A 16,581-nucleotide genomic window follows, 5' to 3' on the forward strand; every position below is an offset into this window, starting at 1 on the left:
TAAAAAGGAAGCTTCCTTTTTGCAACTAACTCAGAACTTACAACCAGCGTTAGGGAGAGTAGTCTAAATCCTTTTGTAGAAATTGGATTTTCTTACTTGTAATAGAATTTTATTCTACAAAAGATTGCAACGGATAGCCCGACCGAGCGATTTACATTTCTTGTTATTGAATTATTAAGAGATAATTGAGGGAGATTGTATAAATACGAGGAATAGAGCGAGTGAATGCCCAAATAAATTTTTCAATAGAAATATACTTTTATTGATAGGTTCATACTTAAGTATATGTGGAATATGGATTTGATTTCATAAAAAAAATATAAAATATAAACTATGTTCAAAATTATTAGAAGTTTATCATTTGAAATTTAATAGCTTTACAGCTTAATATTACTTAATTGGATCAGAAAATATTAGATCACATTTTAGATAAGGATTGGGAACAGGCTTTTAAACTTCTTGTAAAAGATTATCATCAGAGAGTTTATTGGCAAATTCGTCGTATGGTTTTGATTCATGAAGACGCAGATGATATTGCTCAAAATGTTTTTATAAAAATCTATCAAAATTTGAATTCATTCAAAAATGAATCAAAATTATCGACATGGATTTTTAGGATTACTTATAACGAAACCATCAATTTTATTCATAAAAATGCTAAAGAACAAAATGTTTCGTTTGAAGATTATTCGATGAATATTGCAGATGATTTATCTACGGATGAGTATTTTACAGGTGATGAAATTGAGTTGAAACTACAAAAAGCGATTGCAAGTTTGCCAGAAAAGCAGCGCGTAGTATTTATGATGAAATATTATGATGAAATGAAATATGAACAAATTTCTGAAATTTCAGGAACATCTGTTGGTGCGCTAAAGGCGTCTTATCATCATGCAGTTACAAAAATTAAAGAATTTTTAGAGGATGAAGATTAAACCTTTTTAACTTTTTTTTGTCTTATGAATGATATGAAAGAAAATGGATTAAAAAATAATTTTAAGGTTCCAGAGAATTATTTTAAGAATTTAGAAGATGAAATTTATTTTAAAAGCTTAAAACAAAAGGAAAATTATACAACCCCTACTAATTATTTTGACGATTTAGAACAGTTAATTTTATCGAAAACTATTGATAAAAAAGAAACAAAAGTTGTACATTTCAATATTTGGTGGGCTGCTGCTTGTATATTGCTATTAGCATTGGTTGTAACTCCTTTTGTGATTAATTCTACAGAAAAATCTACAGAAGTTGTGGATACAAAAACAGAAAATCATGTTTACGAGAAGATCTATGATTCGTATATAGTGAGTGATCAAAACAAAAAATCGTCCAATGTAACATTAGACGATTCTGATTTTGCTTTATATGATTATTAAGAAATTCTAAATAATTTCTGCACTTAAACCTCGGTTCAATAATTCTGTGCATCGAGGTTTTAAATCTTCTAATTCACCCGTCAAGACTTCGCATTTACCTTTGTAGTGAATCAAAATAGAACATTGTTCCGCTTGCTCTGGCGTGTGTTCACAAACATCAATCAACGATTCGATTACCCAATCAAAAGTATTCACATCATCATTGTAAACAATAATTTGATATTTGTGTGATTCCTGTTCCAATACATCAACAGCCGAATCTTTTTCCGTTTCCCACATGGGTTGCGTTGCGTATTTTGTCATATCATTTTATTTTTTGAAATGTAGCGCAATCCACTCATTTCGTTGTTTTTTAGATACAAATTTCAAACCATTTTCTGTACAAAAAGCTAAGATATCATCAAAATCTTGCTCCATCAATCCACTTAAAAATAAATCACCATTTTCATTCAAAACATTGATGTAAGAAGGAATTTGACTGATTAAAATATTTTTGTTGATATTCGCTAAAATAATGTCAAACTGTTTGCTTCCCAAAAGTGAATTATCACCCATTTTCGCATCTAAACTAACACCATTTCGTTTTCCATTTTCGATAGAATTTTCCACAGCCCACTCGTCAATATCGATACATTCTGCATAATTTGCACCACGTTTCATTCCTAAAATTGCAAGAATTGACGTTCCACAGCCCATGTCCAAAATATCTTTTCCTGTAAATTCAGTTTCCAAGATATATTCTACCATCAAATGTGTTGTAGAGTGATGTCCAGTCCCAAAAGACATTTTTGGTTGAATGATAATTTCGTACGGAATATTTTCAACTGTTTCGTGAAATTCTGCACGAATCAAACATTGGTCATTCACTAAAATTGGCGTGAAATTTTCTTCCCAAGTTGCATTCCAATTTTGTTGTTCAATTTCTTGACGCGTATAAGAAAAATCAATATTCTCGATAGAATCAATCACTTCTTTTACTTGGTCAATATTTTCGTCAGTTTTTGGCATGTAAGCATCAAAACCTTCTTCGTTTTCAACAAAACTTTCAAAGGGTAGTTCAGAAATCATTGCAATAATAATTTCATTAAAAGGCTCTACTTCCGCAACTTTAAATTTATATTCGATATAATTTGTCATAAAAAAATGTAGAAAACATCAAATTGTTTTCCAGCGCAAATTTACGATTTTTATAATTAATGATAAAGGAGATTATTTATCAAATGGAAAGTCCTTCAAACCAACCATCATTTCACGTTTTCCTGGAGGCCCAGGACGTTTTTGTACAATATAGCCCAAATCTTTCAAACCTCTTTTTATGGTTCCTTTCGCTGCATAAGTGGTAAAAATGGCAGATTTTTTAGTTAAAGAATCAACAATTTCTAACAATTCTTTTTCCCATAATTCTGGTTGAACACGAGAACCAAATGCATCAAAATAAACTAAATCAAAATTATTTTCGTTGATATTTTTCAGATTGAAAAAATCTTCTTCCACTTTCTTAACTTCAAAATATGGAGAAATTTTATTCCAATTTTCCCAATTTGAATGAAATAATTGTTGATAATAATCTAAAAACTCTTCTTTTCGATGTTCAAATTCCGGATAAAGTTTGAAAACATTTTCGAAATAATTCACCAATTCAAATTCTTCATCAGAAACTGGAAATTTTTCAATTCCAACATATTGCACTGGAGTTTTATGTTTTTCAGCTTCCATCAAAGTAATGAAAGAATTAAGTCCCGTACCTAATCCAATTTCTATAATTTTTATAGGATTTTTTGTTTCTGTAAAATGATGAAATCCATTTTTTATAAATACATGAAAAGCCTCTTGTACAGCGCCATGCTTAGAATGATAAGATTCATCCCAATCTTCAATATAGATAGTTTTAGATCCATCTTCCGTTTCTTGAATAATTCTTTTCATCGTCGAAAGTTATGATATTTATTATGAAAAAGTGCAAATAAAATGTACCTTTGATAAGCACAAACAAAATATATCATAAAATGATTATAGAAAAAATTGCTGAATCAAAATTTAACGATTCAGTTTTTAACTCTACTACTTTTGGGAAAGAGTTTACAGATCACATGTTGATCGCGCATTACAAAGATGGTAAATGGGATGAGCCAAAAATTGTTCCTTACGGACCAATTTCAATGACTCCAGCAGCGATGTCTTTCCATTATGGTCAAACAATTTTTGAAGGAATGAAAGCCTACAAAAATGATAACGAAGAAGTGTTTATTTTCCGTCCAGAGAAAAACTTCGAGCGTTTTAATTTATCTGCGGCACGTCTTAATATGCCTCAAATTCCGAAAGAAATTTTTATTGATGGTTTAGAAGCTATTATTGATATCGATCGTCAATGGGTACCAAAAGATTACGGAACGTCATTATATATTCGTCCAGTAATGTTCGCAACAGAAGAAGCAGTTTCTGCTAGGGCATCTAACGAATATATTTTTGCTATTTTATTAGCTTATGCTCCTAATTATTACGATAAACCTTTATCAGTAAAAATTGCTGATTATTATAGTCGTTCAGCTCAGGGAGGTGTTGGTTTTGCAAAATGTGGAGGAAACTATGCTGGATCTTTCTTTCCAACTTCTGAAGCTCAAAAAGATGGTTATGATCAAGTAATTTGGACAGATTCTATCGAGCATAAATACATTGAAGAAGCAGGAACAATGAATGTGATGGTGCGTATAGGAAATAAAATTTTAACAGCGCCAACGTCTGAGCGTATTTTGAACGGAGTAACACGTGATTCTGTTTTAACTTTAGCAAAAGATAGTGGATATGAAGTAGAAGTACGTCCTGTAGAAGTACAAGAATTGTATGATGCTTACAAATCAGGAGAATTAAAAGAAGTATTTGGATGTGGAACTGCTGTTGTAATTACACAATACGATGCAGTTGGATTTGGTGAAGAGCGTGCTCAATTACCAACTTTAGCTGAAGAAGATTCTTTTGCATTACAATTGAAAAAGAAATTAAAAGATATTCAATACGGATTAGCAGAAGATCCTTATGGATGGAGAATTAAAATCGAAAAACAAGCTTAATTTTGTTTAAGTAAATTTTTTGAAAATATAAGCTGACAATTTGATTGTCAGCTTTTTTTGGCACGATATTTAATAATATGTTATACAAAGTACTATATTTGCAAAATGAATGGACTACAGAAATTTTTAATCATCTGTTCAGGGAGTAGTCTTGAACTCTTGAAAAAAACACCAACAGATATCAACAAACATGTTGGTATTGGAGGTGTCATATTATTTACAGGAATTTTGGCGGCTTTGTCTGCTGGATATGCGCTGAATACTGTTTTTGATAATATATATGCAGCAACAGGTTTTGGTTTGTTGTGGGGATTAATGATTTTTAATCTTGACCGATATATTGTCACATCAATGAAAAAGTCAGGTGGATTTTTTCGTCAGTTTTTTATTGCTTTGCCACGTATTTTGGTTGCAATTTTATTAGGTATTGTGATTTCGAAACCGTTAGAATTAAAAATTTTCGAGAAAGAAATTAACAAGCAATTGAATATTATTGTCAATCGAAATAAAGCGGAATTACAAAAAGGAATTGATGCGCGTTATGCTGAATTGGGAACGCCTTTTTCGAATGAACGAAAAGAAATTTATGCAGAAATTGATAAATTAAGAAACGAGTATAATTCTGCTTCTATCGAATTGGAAAAAGAAGTTGTGGGTACACAAACTGAAACAACAACTGGACGCGAAGGTTATGGACCAAATGCAAAACGAAAAGCAGAATTGAAAAAACAAAAAGCTGCCGAAATCGAAACTTATATTCAACAATCTGCGCCTCGTTTAGCTGAAATTAATAAAGAATTAGATCGATTGAATGTTGCAAAAGAAAAAGAAATTGATGCGGCTAAACCAACCGAAGAGAATTACAATGGTTTTGCTGCACGTATGCAGGCTTTAGACGAATTGTCAGTTAATAATCCAATTTTAGGGACTGCAGCTATTTTTATAGCTCTTGTGTTTATCTCGTTAGAAACTGCGCCAGTTTTAGTGAAATTAATTGCACCAAAAGGACCTTATGATTTTCTCTTAGAAAAACATGAACATTCGTTCAAGATTTTTAGCAAAGAATCGATTCAGGTTATGGATATCAAATCTGAAAAACGTGTGAAACATGAGTTAGAAAAAGTATAAAATTGTAAAAAAGTAACTTCCGTTTGAAGTTACTTTTTTAATTTTGTAATAGATATGGAAACTTATAAAATAGAAATTTACGGAGAAGACGAAAACCAAATTCAACGAATGGAAGAGGTGATTGCTCCAATAAAAGATATACAGGATTATTTTTGGAAAATTCTTTGGGTTGATGGTGAAAGTGAAACGGACGAATATTCGGTTTTCGAATTGCAAGAAGTGATTGATCAACAAGACGGAATTTTTGTGGAATATGATCAGTTAGAAAGTTTGTGTTATAAAATGGAACATGTAACGGAGGCGTTGATTATTGGAGATAGAAAAGAAAATAATTTGCATGTAAATATTGAGGATGAAAATTTATACGACAACGAAGTTGTGTTTGAATTTGTGAAAGATTCACATTGGCAAATTTTGACTTCGGATATCAATATTGTTGATACGTTCAAAGTTTTCTTTCCAAATAGTAAAATCATTGATTAAAAATAAAAGCCACTTTTTAGTGGCTTTCTTATTTATTTTTGATTCAATTTTTGGAAAATTTGTAAGGTTTCTTTTGCTTCTCTTACATCGTGCACACGCAAAATTTTTGCACCTTTTTGTAACGCAACCATATTCAGGACAGAAGTTCCGTTTAAAGCTTCTTGCGGAGTTGTTTCGAATAAATTATAAATCATCGATTTTCTCGAAATTCCGATCAGCAAAGGAAAACCTTCAAAACCTAAAGCTTCCATTTTATTGAATAATTCATAATTATGATCCAATGTTTTTGCAAAACCAAAACCAGGATCTAAAATAATATCATTCACTTTTGCAGCTTTTAATTGCGCAATTTTTTTGGAAAAATATTCGTTTACTTCCAGCGTAATATCTGCATATTCAGGATTATTTTGCATTGTTTTTGGCGTTCCTTTCATATGCATTAAAATGTATGGAACTCGAAGTTCTTTGATTGCATCAAACATATTTTCGTCTAACTCCCAACCCGAAACATCATTTATAATAGAAGCACCAACTTTTACAGCTTCACGTGCAACATTTCCTCGAAACGTATCAATCGATAGAATTAAATCTGGATATTTCTCCATAATCTTTTCGATAACTGGAATTGTACGCGCAATTTCTTCTACTTCCGAAACTTCTTCAGCGCCTTGTTTTGTCGAATATCCACCAATATCTATTATTTCAGCACCAGCTTGAATAAATTCATCGACCTTAACTAAAATCAAATCTATTGTCGAATGGCTTCCTCCATCATAAAATGAATTTGGAGTTGTATTTAATATTGCCATTATTTTTGGTTCACTTAAATCGATTAATCGACCATTACAATTAATTGTCATATCTTAGAAGTTGTATACATGAGCGAATTCTAATATTTTTGAATTCTATAACGAAATTATGAAAAATACCTCAATTCAATTTAAAGAAATCATCTCTGTTTGTCGAGATTTATATACAAAAAAATTACAAGATTACGGTCCAGCTTGGCGTGTACTGCGTTTGCCGTCTTTAACAGATCAAATTTTTATCAAGGTAAACCGTATTCGTACGTTGCAAGAAGCAGCGGAGCGTTTGGTTGATGAAGACGAAGAAGGAGAATTTGTGGCAATCGTTAATTATTCGATTATGGCATTGATTCAGTTGGAACTTGGTTTTGCAGATCAGCCAGATTTGACAGACGAACAAGCTATCGAATTTTATGATAAATATGCAACAATTGCGCACGATTTGATGATGAAAAAAAATCATGATTACGGTGAAGCTTGGAGAGATATGCGTGTAAGTTCGATCACAGATTTAATTTATCAGAAAGTTTTGCGCACAAAAAGTATCGAAGATAATAAAGGAAAAACAATTGTGTCTGAAGGTTTAGATGCAAATTATTTGGATATGATTAATTATTCGATTTTCGCAATGATTTTAATTAACGAAAAGAAAGCTTCATGAGGTATTTAGTTCAATTTGCCCGAATTATAGTTGGAGTTATTTTTATAATTTCTGGATTTGTAAAAAATGTAGATCCAATTGGGTTAAGTTTCAAATTAGAAGAATATTTTTCGCCAACAGTTCTTAACATTCCATTTTTAGAAGGTTTGAGTTTGCCTTTGGCAACTTTCTTTTCACTTTTTGAAATAGTTTTAGGCGTTTTATTATTGCTTGGCGTTTGGAAAAGATTTACAACAATAGCTTTATTGTTAACGATTATTTTCTTTACATTTTTGACATTTTATTCAGCTTATTTCAATAAAGTAACCGATTGTGGATGTTTTGGTGATGCGCTAAAATTAGAACCTTGGACATCATTTTACAAAGATGTTGTGCTTTTGATGTTGATAATTGTTTTAGTGATTGGTCAAAAATATATCAAACCATTATTCGTCGAAAAAGCGAATTATGCGATTAATTTTATTACAATTTTAGGTTCTGCAATTATTGCTTATATTGGAATTAATCATTTACCAATCATTGATTTTAGACCTTATGCAGTTGGCAAAAATTTGATTGAAGGAATGAAGTCTCCGCAAGAATTAGGTTTGAAACCAACAACGTATAAAACGATTTACACCATGAAAAATAGTGTAGATGGAAAGGTTGTAGAAATTGATGATGCACAATATATTGCGGATGATAAGTGGTACAAACATGGAACACCTTGGGTAATTGAAGCGGATAAAACGCGTACAATTGTAGAGAAAAAAGGTTACGAACCACCAATTCACGATTTTAATTTTGATTGCAATGGTGTTGATAAAACTTCTGAAATTTTAAATGCCTCGAAAGCGATTGTTTTTGTCATTCCTTTTGTTGAAAAGGTAAATGAGGAACAAATTGCGAAATTAAATACTTTAGGAAAGGAAGCGAAAGCAAAAGGTTTTGTTGTGTCAGCGGTTTCGAACAATCCAATTAAAGGTTTAGAATTAGAGAATTGTTTCATGGATCAAACAACGATGAAAACAATTATTCGTTCAAATCCTGGTGTGATGATTTTAGAAAAAGGAACGGTAAAAGCGAAATATCATGACAACGATTTTCCATCAATTAATCGATTAGAAGAATTATTTTAAAAAGTGATTAATTATATTTTAAATAAAATTTTCTACGGATTTCTAACGCTTTTTGGTGTTGTGACTGTAGTTTTTCTATTGTTTTCTGTTCTTCCTGGAGATCCTGCACGTATGATGCTTGATCAGAAAGAAGATCCTGAACAATTGGCTCAAATTAGAAAAAACTTAGGTTTAGATCAACCTTTATGGAAACAATATGCTTTTTATATAAATGATTTATCGCCGATTTCATTTCATAATATAGACGAAAACAATACAACATATACTTCATTAAGTTCTGATAAATACAATTACACAAAATTGATGGATTTCGGAACAAATGAAATGGTTTTGAAAACGCCTTATTTACGTGAATCTTTTCAAAAACAAGGAAAAAGCGTCAGTACAATTATTGAAGAAACTTTGCCAAATACAATGGTTTTAGCAATTGCGGCTATTATTATTGCAACGATAATTGGGGTTGCGTTAGGAATTGTTTCTGCTTTGATGAAAGATACGTGGATTGATCGTGTTTTGTTAGTTGTTACAAGTTTTGGGATGAGTATTCCATCTTTCTTTTCGGCGATTATCATTGCCTATATTTTTGCATTTTTGATGCATGATATTACAGGGCTGAATATGATTGGAAGTCTATATGAAGTGGATGATTTGGGAGAAGGAAAACATTTGATGTTGAAAAATTTAATTCTTCCAGCAATTACATTAGGTTCGCGTCCGTTAGCGGTTTTTACGCAATTAACACGAAATTCGTTGTTAGAAGTTTTGAACCAAGATTATATCCGAACAGCTTTTGCAAAAGGACTTTCTAGAAAAACGGTGATTACAAAACATGCATTACGAAATGCTTTAAATCCTGTAATTACAGCAATTTCAGGTTGGTTTGCGTCGATGTTGGCAGGATCGGTTTTTGTGGAATTTGTTTTTGGTTGGAATGGTTTAGGAAAAGAAATCGTAAATGCATTGAATACATTAGATTTACCAATTGTGATGGGAGCTGTCTTAGTGATTGCTGTGATGTTTATTGTGATTAATATTTTGGTCGATATTCTTTACGGAATTTTAGATCCTCGCGTTCGCATAAAATAAATCAGTAATAATTTCACGATAAATAATTATCTTGCAGTAAATATTAAAACCAAAATCAAATAAAATACACTTTTTTATGCGTGATAGAATAGTAGCAGGAAACTGGAAAATGAACTTAAATTATGAAGAAGCGATTCATTTAGCAACAAACCTTAATGCTTGGGTGGCAGATAATCATCCAATTGCACAAGTTATTATTGCGCCTTCTTCTATTTATTTACAAACATTGTTAGAAGCTGTAGATGAACAATATGTTAAGATTTCTTCGCAAGATATTTCTGCTCACGAGAAAGGAGCCTATACAGGAGATATTTCTGCAGAACAATTGGATAGTATCGGATTAGATTTCGCTATAATTGGACATTCTGAGCGTAGAGAATACCAAGGAGAAACGGATATTGTGATTGCTGAAAAATTGAAACAAGCTTTTAAATATCAAATTAATCCAATTCTTTGTGTTGGAGAAAAATTAGAAGAACGTGAAGCTGATAAACACTTTGAGGTTGTAAAAACTCAATTAATGGATGCTTTAGTTGCACAAAAACCAGAAGATCTTTCTCGTTTGATTATTGCTTACGAACCAGTTTGGGCAATTGGAACAGGAAAAACAGCTACACCAGAGCAAGCGCAAGAAATTCATGCATTTATTCGTAAAGTTTTGAAGGATGAATTTGGCGTAGAAGTCGCGAATGATACAAGTATTTTGTACGGAGGAAGTGTAAATGCACAGAATGCGAACGAAATTTTTGCTCAACCAGATATCGACGGTGGTCTTGTTGGTGGTGCTTCATTAAAATATGATGATTTTGTGCAGATAATTGCTGCATGTAAATAATATAAAAGCTCAACTTAGTTGAGCTTTTTTTATGTTTTATATTTTCTAAATTTTGAAAAATGATAAATTTAACTCCTCTGAATCCCTTATAAAATCAGTCAATTAAGAAAACTATAACATTTATTAGGATTAATTAAGAGTTTTCGGAACAGTGTCTGCAAAGTTCTAAAATGTACTAACTATTTAAAAAGTATCATTTTTAAACAAAACACATTTATTATGAAAAAATTGACGCAAGTATTAGGAGTCGTAGCAATAGGGTTAGTTTCTTTCTCTTTTACTACAAAAAATGAAATAAAAGTTCCTACAACAGAAATTACAAATAAAGTTGTAGAAGATGCACCTAAAGTTGTCATTTTAGATATTGTAGATAATATCGCTGTAGAATCAGGAACAAATATCGCATCAGAATTTAAAACAAAGTTAGAATCTTTGAATAAAGAAAATGTTCAGGTTCTTTTATGGAAAGATTTAACGAAAGGATTAAAAGATGAAGAGAAAAGATCAATCATCGATAGTTTAAAACCTGAGTTAATCATGACATTAAATTTTGAAAAAACTGATGATAATACAAATAAAGTTGCCGCAGTTGTTTTTAAACAAAATGTTGCATTTAACGAAACAGTTAAAGTAGCAAAAGAGTTAACAGAAAACTTAAATTCAACAGCTGTTAAAAATGACGGAGTTTATCAAAACGAATCAAATTATATTCAAGATAATGCTGCACCATCAATTTTCTTAAGCGTAAAAGTGAAGAATGAACCAACTTCTAACGCAGAAATTGTTGATAAACTTTCTAATTTCATCGAAACAGCGAAAGTTGAAGATAGCACAACTCCAGTTGAAATAACATCAGAAGTAGTAGTAGATTCAGCGGCAGCTACGGTAGACTCAGCTACAACAACAATAGAAGCGGCGGTACAAGATGTAAAAGCAGCTACGAAAGATGCAAAAACAAAAGTAAAAAAATCTAAAAAATAGAATCCGTTTTTTCGAATATTTCATTTTTATTAATGAAGAAAAAGTAACATTTTGTAATGAAATGTTACTTTTTTTTGTTTTTAATTACAGATAACTTAAGTTTGCTCAAACACTTCCAATTCAATGTCAAAACAAGGTTATATCGCGCGTTATTTCAATATTGTTCGTAAATTATCACAACAAAAATATTGTTCTTATGAAGATTTAGAGCGTTTTTTGGAACGAGAATTTGAAATGCTTCAACTTAATGATGATACATTAGAGTTTAATTTCTCTAAACGTACATTACAGCGCGATATTCAAGAAATCAGAAATATATTGGGAATTGATATAATGTATAGTCGCAGTCAGCGTGGATATTATATTATTCAAGACGATTATAGCTCTGATTTATTTCTGAAAACTTTAGAAGAAATTAATAGTTTTTCTGCTTTGAAATTGACAAATTCGCTCGAATCTATTGTGTATTTGGAAAAAAGAAAGCCAAAACGCGCCGAATTTTTACCAGATATTGTACAAGCAATTCAAGGAAAAAAGAAAATTGAATTTCATTATCAAAAATTTGGAGAGGAAAAAGAAACGATTCGTAAAGTTTCGCCAATTGCAATTAGAGAGCACAATAACCGATGGTATTTGATTGCGGATGATAAAGGAATTGTCAAAAATTTTGGTTTGGAACGAATGAATAGAGTTTCGATTTTTAGAGATAAAATTGACGATAATATCGAGTTTAATTACAATGATAAGTACAAATATTCGTTCGGGATTATTGTTCCAAGTTCAGAAAAACCAGAAAAAATAGTGCTTTCTGTGACCAAAAAACAAGCAGCGTATTTAGAATCTTTGCCTTTGCATGAATCCCAACAAATTTTAGAAATTAAAAACGATGAAGTTTTAATTGGATTAGAATTATTTTTGACCGAAGATTTTATCAGCGAAATTCTTTCTATGAGTCGTTCAGTTACAATTATCGAACCTAAAAAATTGAAAGAAAAAGTCAAAACAATTTTAAAAGAAACGTTGGAGAAATATAATTAGCGAGTTTCGAATTTCGAAACTCACTTTATTTTTTTACATTTCTTCAAATTCTAAATCGAAATTCATTCCCAAAATAGCTTTACCAGTAACTTTTTCTCCATTTTCAGGATTGATTAAGCCAGCCATTTTTCCAGTTTTTTGTTTGGTTAACAAATCCAAAATTTGTTTATCAGTTAATTTTTTACCCATAAACTCGAACGGAATTTTGAATCCACATGCTGCAAAGTTTGCACAACCATAAGCGGCTTTTCCTTTGACTAATTTATGTGTTTTACATTTTGGACAAGTTGCATCTTCCAGATTAATTTCTTCTTTCGGTTTACGTTCCTTTTTAGGTTTTTCAGCTATTTGAACTGAATTCTGATGAGAAGCGATTGGTCTGAAGTAACTATTTTTTACATCAAATGTTAGTTTCGAAACCATTTCAATCAATTCTTGCTTAAATTGTTCTAATTCGTATTCACCTTTTTCAATCAAACGAAGTTTTCGTTCCCAAACACCTGTCAATTCAGGAGATTTTAATAATTCATTTTGAATGGTATCAATCAAATCAATACCAGTTTGTGTGGCGATAATATTACGTTTTTTCTTTTCGATGTATTTTCTACGAAACAAGGTCTCGATAATATTTGCACGCGTTGAAGGTCGACCAATTCCATTTTCTTTCATCAATTCGCGCATTTCTTCATCATCTACTTGTCGTCCAGCAGTTTCCATTCCTCGTAATAGAGTCGCTTCTGTATAATGTTTTGGCGGAGTTGTTTTTCCTTTGTGAATAAATGGTTCGTGAGGACCTTTTTCACCAATCTCAAAAATCGGCATTATCTTTTCCTCATCTTTTTCGTCTTCCTTTTTATCTTTTGCATAGACTTCGCGCCAACCCATTTCGAGAATTTGTTTTCCCGTTGCTTTAAAATTTATAGCAGAAAGTTGACCGTCTTTTCCATTATTTTCAACTTTTCCTTCGACAGTTGTGTTGGCAACTTTACATTCTGGATAAAAAACAGCAATAAAACGTCGTGCAACCAAATCATAGATACGTTTTTCTTCGTTCGATAAACCTTGTGGAAAGATTTCGGTAGGAATAATAGCGTGGTGATCGGTTACTTTTGTATTATCAAAAACTGCTTTTGACATCGGAATTGGTTGCGTCATCAAAGGAGCAATCAAATTTTGATAAGCGGTTAATTTATTTAAAATTCCAGGAACTTTAGGGTGAATATCTTCCGAAAGATAAGTGGTATCAACACGAGGATAGGTCACAAATTTTTTCTCGTAAAGACTTTGTATATATTTTAAGGTATTTTCTGCCGAAAACGCATATTTTTTATTCGCTTCTACTTGTAAAGCAGTTAAATCGAATAGGCGAGGATTTTTTTCACGACCCTCTTTTACATCGAAATCAATGATTTCAAACTCTCGATTTTTGATGAAATCTAAACCTTGTTTGGCTTTTTCTTCAGATTTTAAACGAGGTATTGTCGCATTAAACTCTACTTCTTTGAAAATCGTTTTCAATTCCCAATATTCCTCAATAATAAACGCATTGATTTCTTTTTGACGCTGTACAATCATTGCTAATGTAGGTGTTTGCACACGACCAATAGAAAGAACTGTTTTTGGCGGCGCAAATTTTTTGGTAAATAATCGTGTAGCGTTCATTCCTAGTAACCAATCGCCAATTGCACGCGCTTGTCCTGCAGAAAAAAGATTGAAATATTTTTCTCCATCTTTCAAATTATCAAAACCTTCTTTAATTGCTTCTTCTGTCAACGAAGAAATCCATAAACGCTTCATTGGCGCTTTAGCACGCGCTTTAAGTAAAACCCAACGTTGTATCAATTCTCCTTCCTGTCCAGCATCGCCACAGTTTATAATCTCGTCGACTTGATCGTTCGTGACTAATTTTTCGATGATATGAAATTGTTTCGAGACACCTTTATCTGCAATTAATTTAATTCCGAAACTTTGCGGAATCATTGGCAAATAATTAAGATCCCAGCTTTTCCACTCGGGTGTATAATCTTGCGGTTCTTTTAATGTACACAAGTGTCCGAAAGTCCAAGTGACCTGAAATCCATTTCCTTCATAGTATCCATCGTGCTTTTGATTCGCACCAATTACTTTGGCGATATCTTTAGCAACACTAGGTTTTTCGGCAATACAAACTTTCATAGCATTTATAATTATTGAAGTGCAAAAGTCAAAATAATAATTTAATTCTTAAAAAAAAATATAAATATGTATAATTATTGAATAAATTTGCGATAGGTTATTTTTTGTGGGAAGGCTGATTTTAATAAAATTATACATTGTTTAATATTAGATATATTGTTTTGATTATTTTTTAATTGTCAAATCAGTAAAAAATTCTATTGATTTCAAGTAGATTGAAAATTTAATATGATAACAACGTAAAAAATTTAGAAGAATTAAAAAATTTTCACTTAATTTACACCCACATTAATAAAAATCATAATATTTAAAAGAATTAGTAAATGGAAAAGAATGTAACAGTACCAGCTAAAACTAAAAAGGGAGGTCTTAACCCTGTGATTACTATGATCATTTTAATTGCAATCGCAATGGGGATCTTCTATGGTGTTTTTGGACAACCAGGTAACTTTGAAGGAGGGGATACAGCAAAAGGGCAACCTTTAAATCCACTTGGGATTATTTTTAAAGGAGGGGTAATTATTCCATTCTTAATGTCTTTCTTCTTTATGGTAATCGTTTTCTCAATTGACCGTATTATTGCTTTAAACAAAGCTAAAGGTACTGGATCTGCAGAAAAATTCGTAAACGACATTCGTGCTTTATTAAACAAAAACGAAGTTAACAAAGCAATCGAATTATGTGACAAACAAAAAGGAGCTGTAGGTAATGTAGTTAAAGAAGGTTTAACAACTTACAAAGCTTTAGAAAATGACACAACTTTAAACAAAGAGCAAAAATTAGCTCAATTAGGTAAAACGTTAGAAGAGGCAACTACATTAGAAATGCCAACGTTAGAGAAAAACATGACAATTATCTCTACAATTGCTTCTGTAGGTACGTTAATTGCCTTAATGGGTACTGTAATCGGGATGATTAAAGCATTCTTCGCATTAGGTGAAGGTGGAGGATCTCCAGATGCAGCTCAATTATCAGTAGGTATTGCCGAAGCCTTAATTAATACAGGTATGGGTATTGGTGCTTCTGCATTCGCTATTATTGCTTATGCTTACTTAACTTCAAAAATTGATGATTTAACATTCAAAATTGATGAAGTAGGAATGAGTATCCAACAATCTTTCTCTGCTCACAATTAATATTCAATTGACGACGACCTTAGAAGGATAGTATAAGGACAAAATCAAACAACAAACAATTTAGAATATTAATTAATAATACAGAGAAAATGGCAAGAGTAAAACCAAAAAGAAGAGGTCCTTCGATGGACTTAACAGCTATGTCTGACATGGCTTGGCTTTTGTTAACTTTCTTTATTTTGACATCTAACTTTAGAGAACCTGAAGTTGTTCCTGTCGTAACACCAACATCTGTTTCGAACCAAAAAATGGCTGCAGAAAACATGATGATCATTAAAATCGATGATAAAGGACAATTCTTATTCGGATTAGAAGAAAAGGATCGTATCGCAACATTAGAGAGAATGGGTGATAAGTACGGAGTAAAGTTTACAGATGCTGAAAAGAATGCATTCAAAAGCATAGTAGAGTTTGGTGTACCAATGAAAGAGATGAGAAATTATTTGAATCAGCCTGCTGATAAACAACAAAAATATCATCCTGGTATTCCATTAGATACAATACCTGAAAAGAACCAAGAGTTAATTGATTGGGTATTTGAAGCAAAAGAAGTGAACCCAGATGTTTTCTTAGCAATTAAAGGTGATCAAAAATCTGAATACAAACAATTCAAGAATTTGATTCAACAATTGCAAATGAAAAATATGAATAAGTTCCAGTTAATTACATCTCAAGAATAATTATTAAGAA

Annotated in this window: 18 protein-coding genes; 13 read left to right on the plus strand and 5 right to left on the minus strand. The window is 31.5% G+C overall.

Going from position 1 to position 16,581, the window contains the following annotated elements; genetic code table 11:
- Positions 1-398: 398 nt before the first annotated feature.
- Both B3I31_RS09620 and B3I31_RS09625 read left to right on the plus strand, forming a co-directional pair.
- A complete protein-coding gene (locus B3I31_RS09620; protein ID WP_125350308.1) occupies positions 399-935 on the plus strand; it encodes an RNA polymerase sigma factor in 537 nt (178 codons plus the stop codon).
- Between the two features lie 24 nt (positions 936-959).
- On the plus strand, positions 960-1,376 hold the full coding sequence (locus B3I31_RS09625; RefSeq protein ID WP_291060116.1) for a hypothetical protein: 417 nt from the start codon (positions 960-962) through the stop codon (positions 1,374-1,376).
- A 6-nt stretch (positions 1,377-1,382) separates the two neighbouring features.
- Here B3I31_RS09625 and B3I31_RS09630 read toward each other — a convergent pair whose 3' ends face one another.
- The 3 genes from B3I31_RS09630 to mnmD all read right to left on the minus strand — a co-directional run bounded on the left by B3I31_RS09630 (position 1,383) and on the right by mnmD (position 3,302).
- Positions 1,383-1,679: an ATP-dependent Clp protease adaptor ClpS gene (locus B3I31_RS09630; protein ID WP_180905936.1), complete on the minus strand. Its 297-nt coding sequence runs from the start codon at positions 1,677-1,679 to the stop codon at positions 1,383-1,385.
- Positions 1,680-1,685: 6 nt separating this feature from the next.
- Positions 1,686-2,513, minus strand: a complete 828-nt coding sequence (gene prmA, locus B3I31_RS09635; protein ID WP_038336885.1) for a 50S ribosomal protein L11 methyltransferase — start codon at positions 2,511-2,513, stop codon at positions 1,686-1,688.
- Between the two features lie 72 nt (positions 2,514-2,585).
- Positions 2,586-3,302: a tRNA (5-methylaminomethyl-2-thiouridine)(34)-methyltransferase MnmD gene (mnmD, locus tag B3I31_RS09640; RefSeq protein WP_114999065.1), complete on the minus strand. Its 717-nt coding sequence runs from the start codon at positions 3,300-3,302 to the stop codon at positions 2,586-2,588.
- 80 nt (positions 3,303-3,382) lie between these two features.
- On the opposite strand from mnmD, the gene B3I31_RS09645 reads away from it, so the two are divergent.
- The 3 genes from B3I31_RS09645 to B3I31_RS09655 all read left to right on the plus strand — a co-directional run bounded on the left by B3I31_RS09645 (position 3,383) and on the right by B3I31_RS09655 (position 6,055).
- Positions 3,383-4,444 (plus strand): branched-chain amino acid aminotransferase, encoded by a 1,062-nt coding sequence (locus tag B3I31_RS09645; RefSeq protein ID WP_280038161.1) that lies wholly within the window; start codon positions 3,383-3,385, stop codon positions 4,442-4,444.
- A 105-nt stretch (positions 4,445-4,549) separates the two neighbouring features.
- Complete coding sequence (locus tag B3I31_RS09650; protein WP_291060118.1) at positions 4,550-5,572, plus strand: DUF4407 domain-containing protein; 1,023 nt, start codon at positions 4,550-4,552, stop codon at positions 5,570-5,572.
- A 54-nt stretch (positions 5,573-5,626) separates the two neighbouring features.
- Positions 5,627-6,055 (plus strand): hypothetical protein, encoded by a 429-nt coding sequence (locus B3I31_RS09655; RefSeq protein WP_125350302.1) that lies wholly within the window; start codon positions 5,627-5,629, stop codon positions 6,053-6,055.
- 32 nt (positions 6,056-6,087) lie between these two features.
- Here B3I31_RS09655 and folP read toward each other — a convergent pair whose 3' ends face one another.
- Positions 6,088-6,915 carry a dihydropteroate synthase gene (folP, locus tag B3I31_RS09660; protein ID WP_291072104.1) on the minus strand — a complete coding sequence of 276 codons (828 nt, stop codon included), beginning with the start codon at positions 6,913-6,915 and terminating at the stop codon, positions 6,088-6,090.
- 58 nt (positions 6,916-6,973) lie between these two features.
- On the opposite strand from folP, the gene B3I31_RS09665 reads away from it, so the two are divergent.
- The 6 genes from B3I31_RS09665 (at position 6,974) to B3I31_RS09690 (ending at position 12,580) form a co-directional block, all read left to right on the plus strand.
- Entirely contained in the window at positions 6,974-7,522 is a 549-nt protein-coding gene (locus tag B3I31_RS09665; protein WP_038336876.1) for a DUF1599 domain-containing protein, read from the plus strand.
- Positions 7,519-8,640, plus strand: a complete 1,122-nt coding sequence (locus B3I31_RS09670; protein WP_038336875.1) for a BT_3928 family protein — start codon at positions 7,519-7,521, stop codon at positions 8,638-8,640. Before B3I31_RS09665 ends, B3I31_RS09670 begins: the two co-directional genes overlap by 4 nt.
- A 3-nt stretch (positions 8,641-8,643) precedes the next feature.
- Positions 8,644-9,726 carry an ABC transporter permease gene (locus tag B3I31_RS09675; protein ID WP_291060122.1) on the plus strand — a complete coding sequence of 361 codons (1,083 nt, stop codon included), beginning with the start codon at positions 8,644-8,646 and terminating at the stop codon, positions 9,724-9,726.
- 76 nt (positions 9,727-9,802) lie between these two features.
- Positions 9,803-10,561 (plus strand): triose-phosphate isomerase, encoded by a 759-nt coding sequence (gene tpiA / locus B3I31_RS09680; protein ID WP_114999079.1) that lies wholly within the window; start codon positions 9,803-9,805, stop codon positions 10,559-10,561.
- Positions 10,562-10,780: 219 nt separating this feature from the next.
- The gene (locus B3I31_RS09685) at positions 10,781-11,542 is read left to right on the plus strand and encodes a hypothetical protein (RefSeq protein WP_038336870.1); all 762 of its coding nucleotides are present in this window, start codon (positions 10,781-10,783) and stop codon (positions 11,540-11,542) included.
- Positions 11,543-11,665: 123 nt separating this feature from the next.
- Positions 11,666-12,580, plus strand: a complete 915-nt coding sequence (locus tag B3I31_RS09690) for a helix-turn-helix transcriptional regulator (RefSeq protein WP_286496048.1) — start codon at positions 11,666-11,668, stop codon at positions 12,578-12,580.
- Between the two features lie 33 nt (positions 12,581-12,613).
- On the opposite strand, the gene B3I31_RS09695 is transcribed toward B3I31_RS09690, so the two are convergent.
- Positions 12,614-14,755, minus strand: coding sequence for a type IA DNA topoisomerase (locus tag B3I31_RS09695; RefSeq protein ID WP_221854610.1), 2,142 nt, complete (start codon positions 14,753-14,755; stop codon positions 12,614-12,616).
- 323 nt (positions 14,756-15,078) lie between these two features.
- On the opposite strand from B3I31_RS09695, the gene B3I31_RS09700 reads away from it, so the two are divergent.
- Together B3I31_RS09700 and B3I31_RS09705 are read left to right on the plus strand one after the other, a co-directional pair.
- Positions 15,079-15,891, plus strand: coding sequence for a MotA/TolQ/ExbB proton channel family protein (locus tag B3I31_RS09700; protein ID WP_291060130.1), 813 nt, complete (start codon positions 15,079-15,081; stop codon positions 15,889-15,891).
- Between the two features lie 89 nt (positions 15,892-15,980).
- Positions 15,981-16,571, plus strand: coding sequence for a biopolymer transporter ExbD (locus B3I31_RS09705; protein ID WP_280063122.1), 591 nt, complete (start codon positions 15,981-15,983; stop codon positions 16,569-16,571).
- Positions 16,572-16,581 lie beyond the last annotated feature (10 nt).

Origin of the sequence: Empedobacter sp. UBA3475, from assembly GCF_002378465.1 — a bacterium.
Lineage (GTDB): Bacteria > Bacteroidota > Bacteroidia > Flavobacteriales > Weeksellaceae > Empedobacter > Empedobacter falsenii_B.

Bases quoted from the DNA above. Each gene is read 5' to 3' on its own strand.
- B3I31_RS09700 (WP_291060130.1), top strand. From the start codon at position 15,079: ATGGAAAAGAATGTAACAGTACCAGCTAAAACTAAAAAGGGAGGTCTT.
- B3I31_RS09685 (WP_038336870.1), top strand. From the start codon at position 10,781: ATGAAAAAATTGACGCAAGTATTAGGAGTCGTAGCAATAGGGTTAGTT.
- B3I31_RS09705 (WP_280063122.1), top strand. From the start codon at position 15,981: ATGGCAAGAGTAAAACCAAAAAGAAGAGGTCCTTCGATGGACTTAACA.
- mnmD (WP_114999065.1), bottom strand. From the start codon at position 3,302: ATGAAAAGAATTATTCAAGAAACGGAAGATGGATCTAAAACTATCTAT.
- folP (WP_291072104.1), bottom strand. From the start codon at position 6,915: ATGACAATTAATTGTAATGGTCGATTAATCGATTTAAGTGAACCAAAA.
- B3I31_RS09625 (WP_291060116.1), top strand. From the start codon at position 960: ATGAATGATATGAAAGAAAATGGATTAAAAAATAATTTTAAGGTTCCA.
- B3I31_RS09695 (WP_221854610.1), bottom strand. From the start codon at position 14,755: ATGAAAGTTTGTATTGCCGAAAAACCTAGTGTTGCTAAAGATATCGCC.
- B3I31_RS09665 (WP_038336876.1), top strand. From the start codon at position 6,974: ATGAAAAATACCTCAATTCAATTTAAAGAAATCATCTCTGTTTGTCGA.
- B3I31_RS09670 (WP_038336875.1), top strand. From the start codon at position 7,519: ATGAGGTATTTAGTTCAATTTGCCCGAATTATAGTTGGAGTTATTTTT.
- B3I31_RS09690 (WP_286496048.1), top strand. From the start codon at position 11,666: ATGTCAAAACAAGGTTATATCGCGCGTTATTTCAATATTGTTCGTAAA.
- B3I31_RS09645 (WP_280038161.1), top strand. From the start codon at position 3,383: ATGATTATAGAAAAAATTGCTGAATCAAAATTTAACGATTCAGTTTTT.
- B3I31_RS09630 (WP_180905936.1), bottom strand. From the start codon at position 1,679: ATGACAAAATACGCAACGCAACCCATGTGGGAAACGGAAAAAGATTCG.
- prmA (WP_038336885.1), bottom strand. From the start codon at position 2,513: ATGACAAATTATATCGAATATAAATTTAAAGTTGCGGAAGTAGAGCCT.
- B3I31_RS09650 (WP_291060118.1), top strand. From the start codon at position 4,550: ATGAATGGACTACAGAAATTTTTAATCATCTGTTCAGGGAGTAGTCTT.
- tpiA (WP_114999079.1), top strand. From the start codon at position 9,803: ATGCGTGATAGAATAGTAGCAGGAAACTGGAAAATGAACTTAAATTAT.
- B3I31_RS09655 (WP_125350302.1), top strand. From the start codon at position 5,627: ATGGAAACTTATAAAATAGAAATTTACGGAGAAGACGAAAACCAAATT.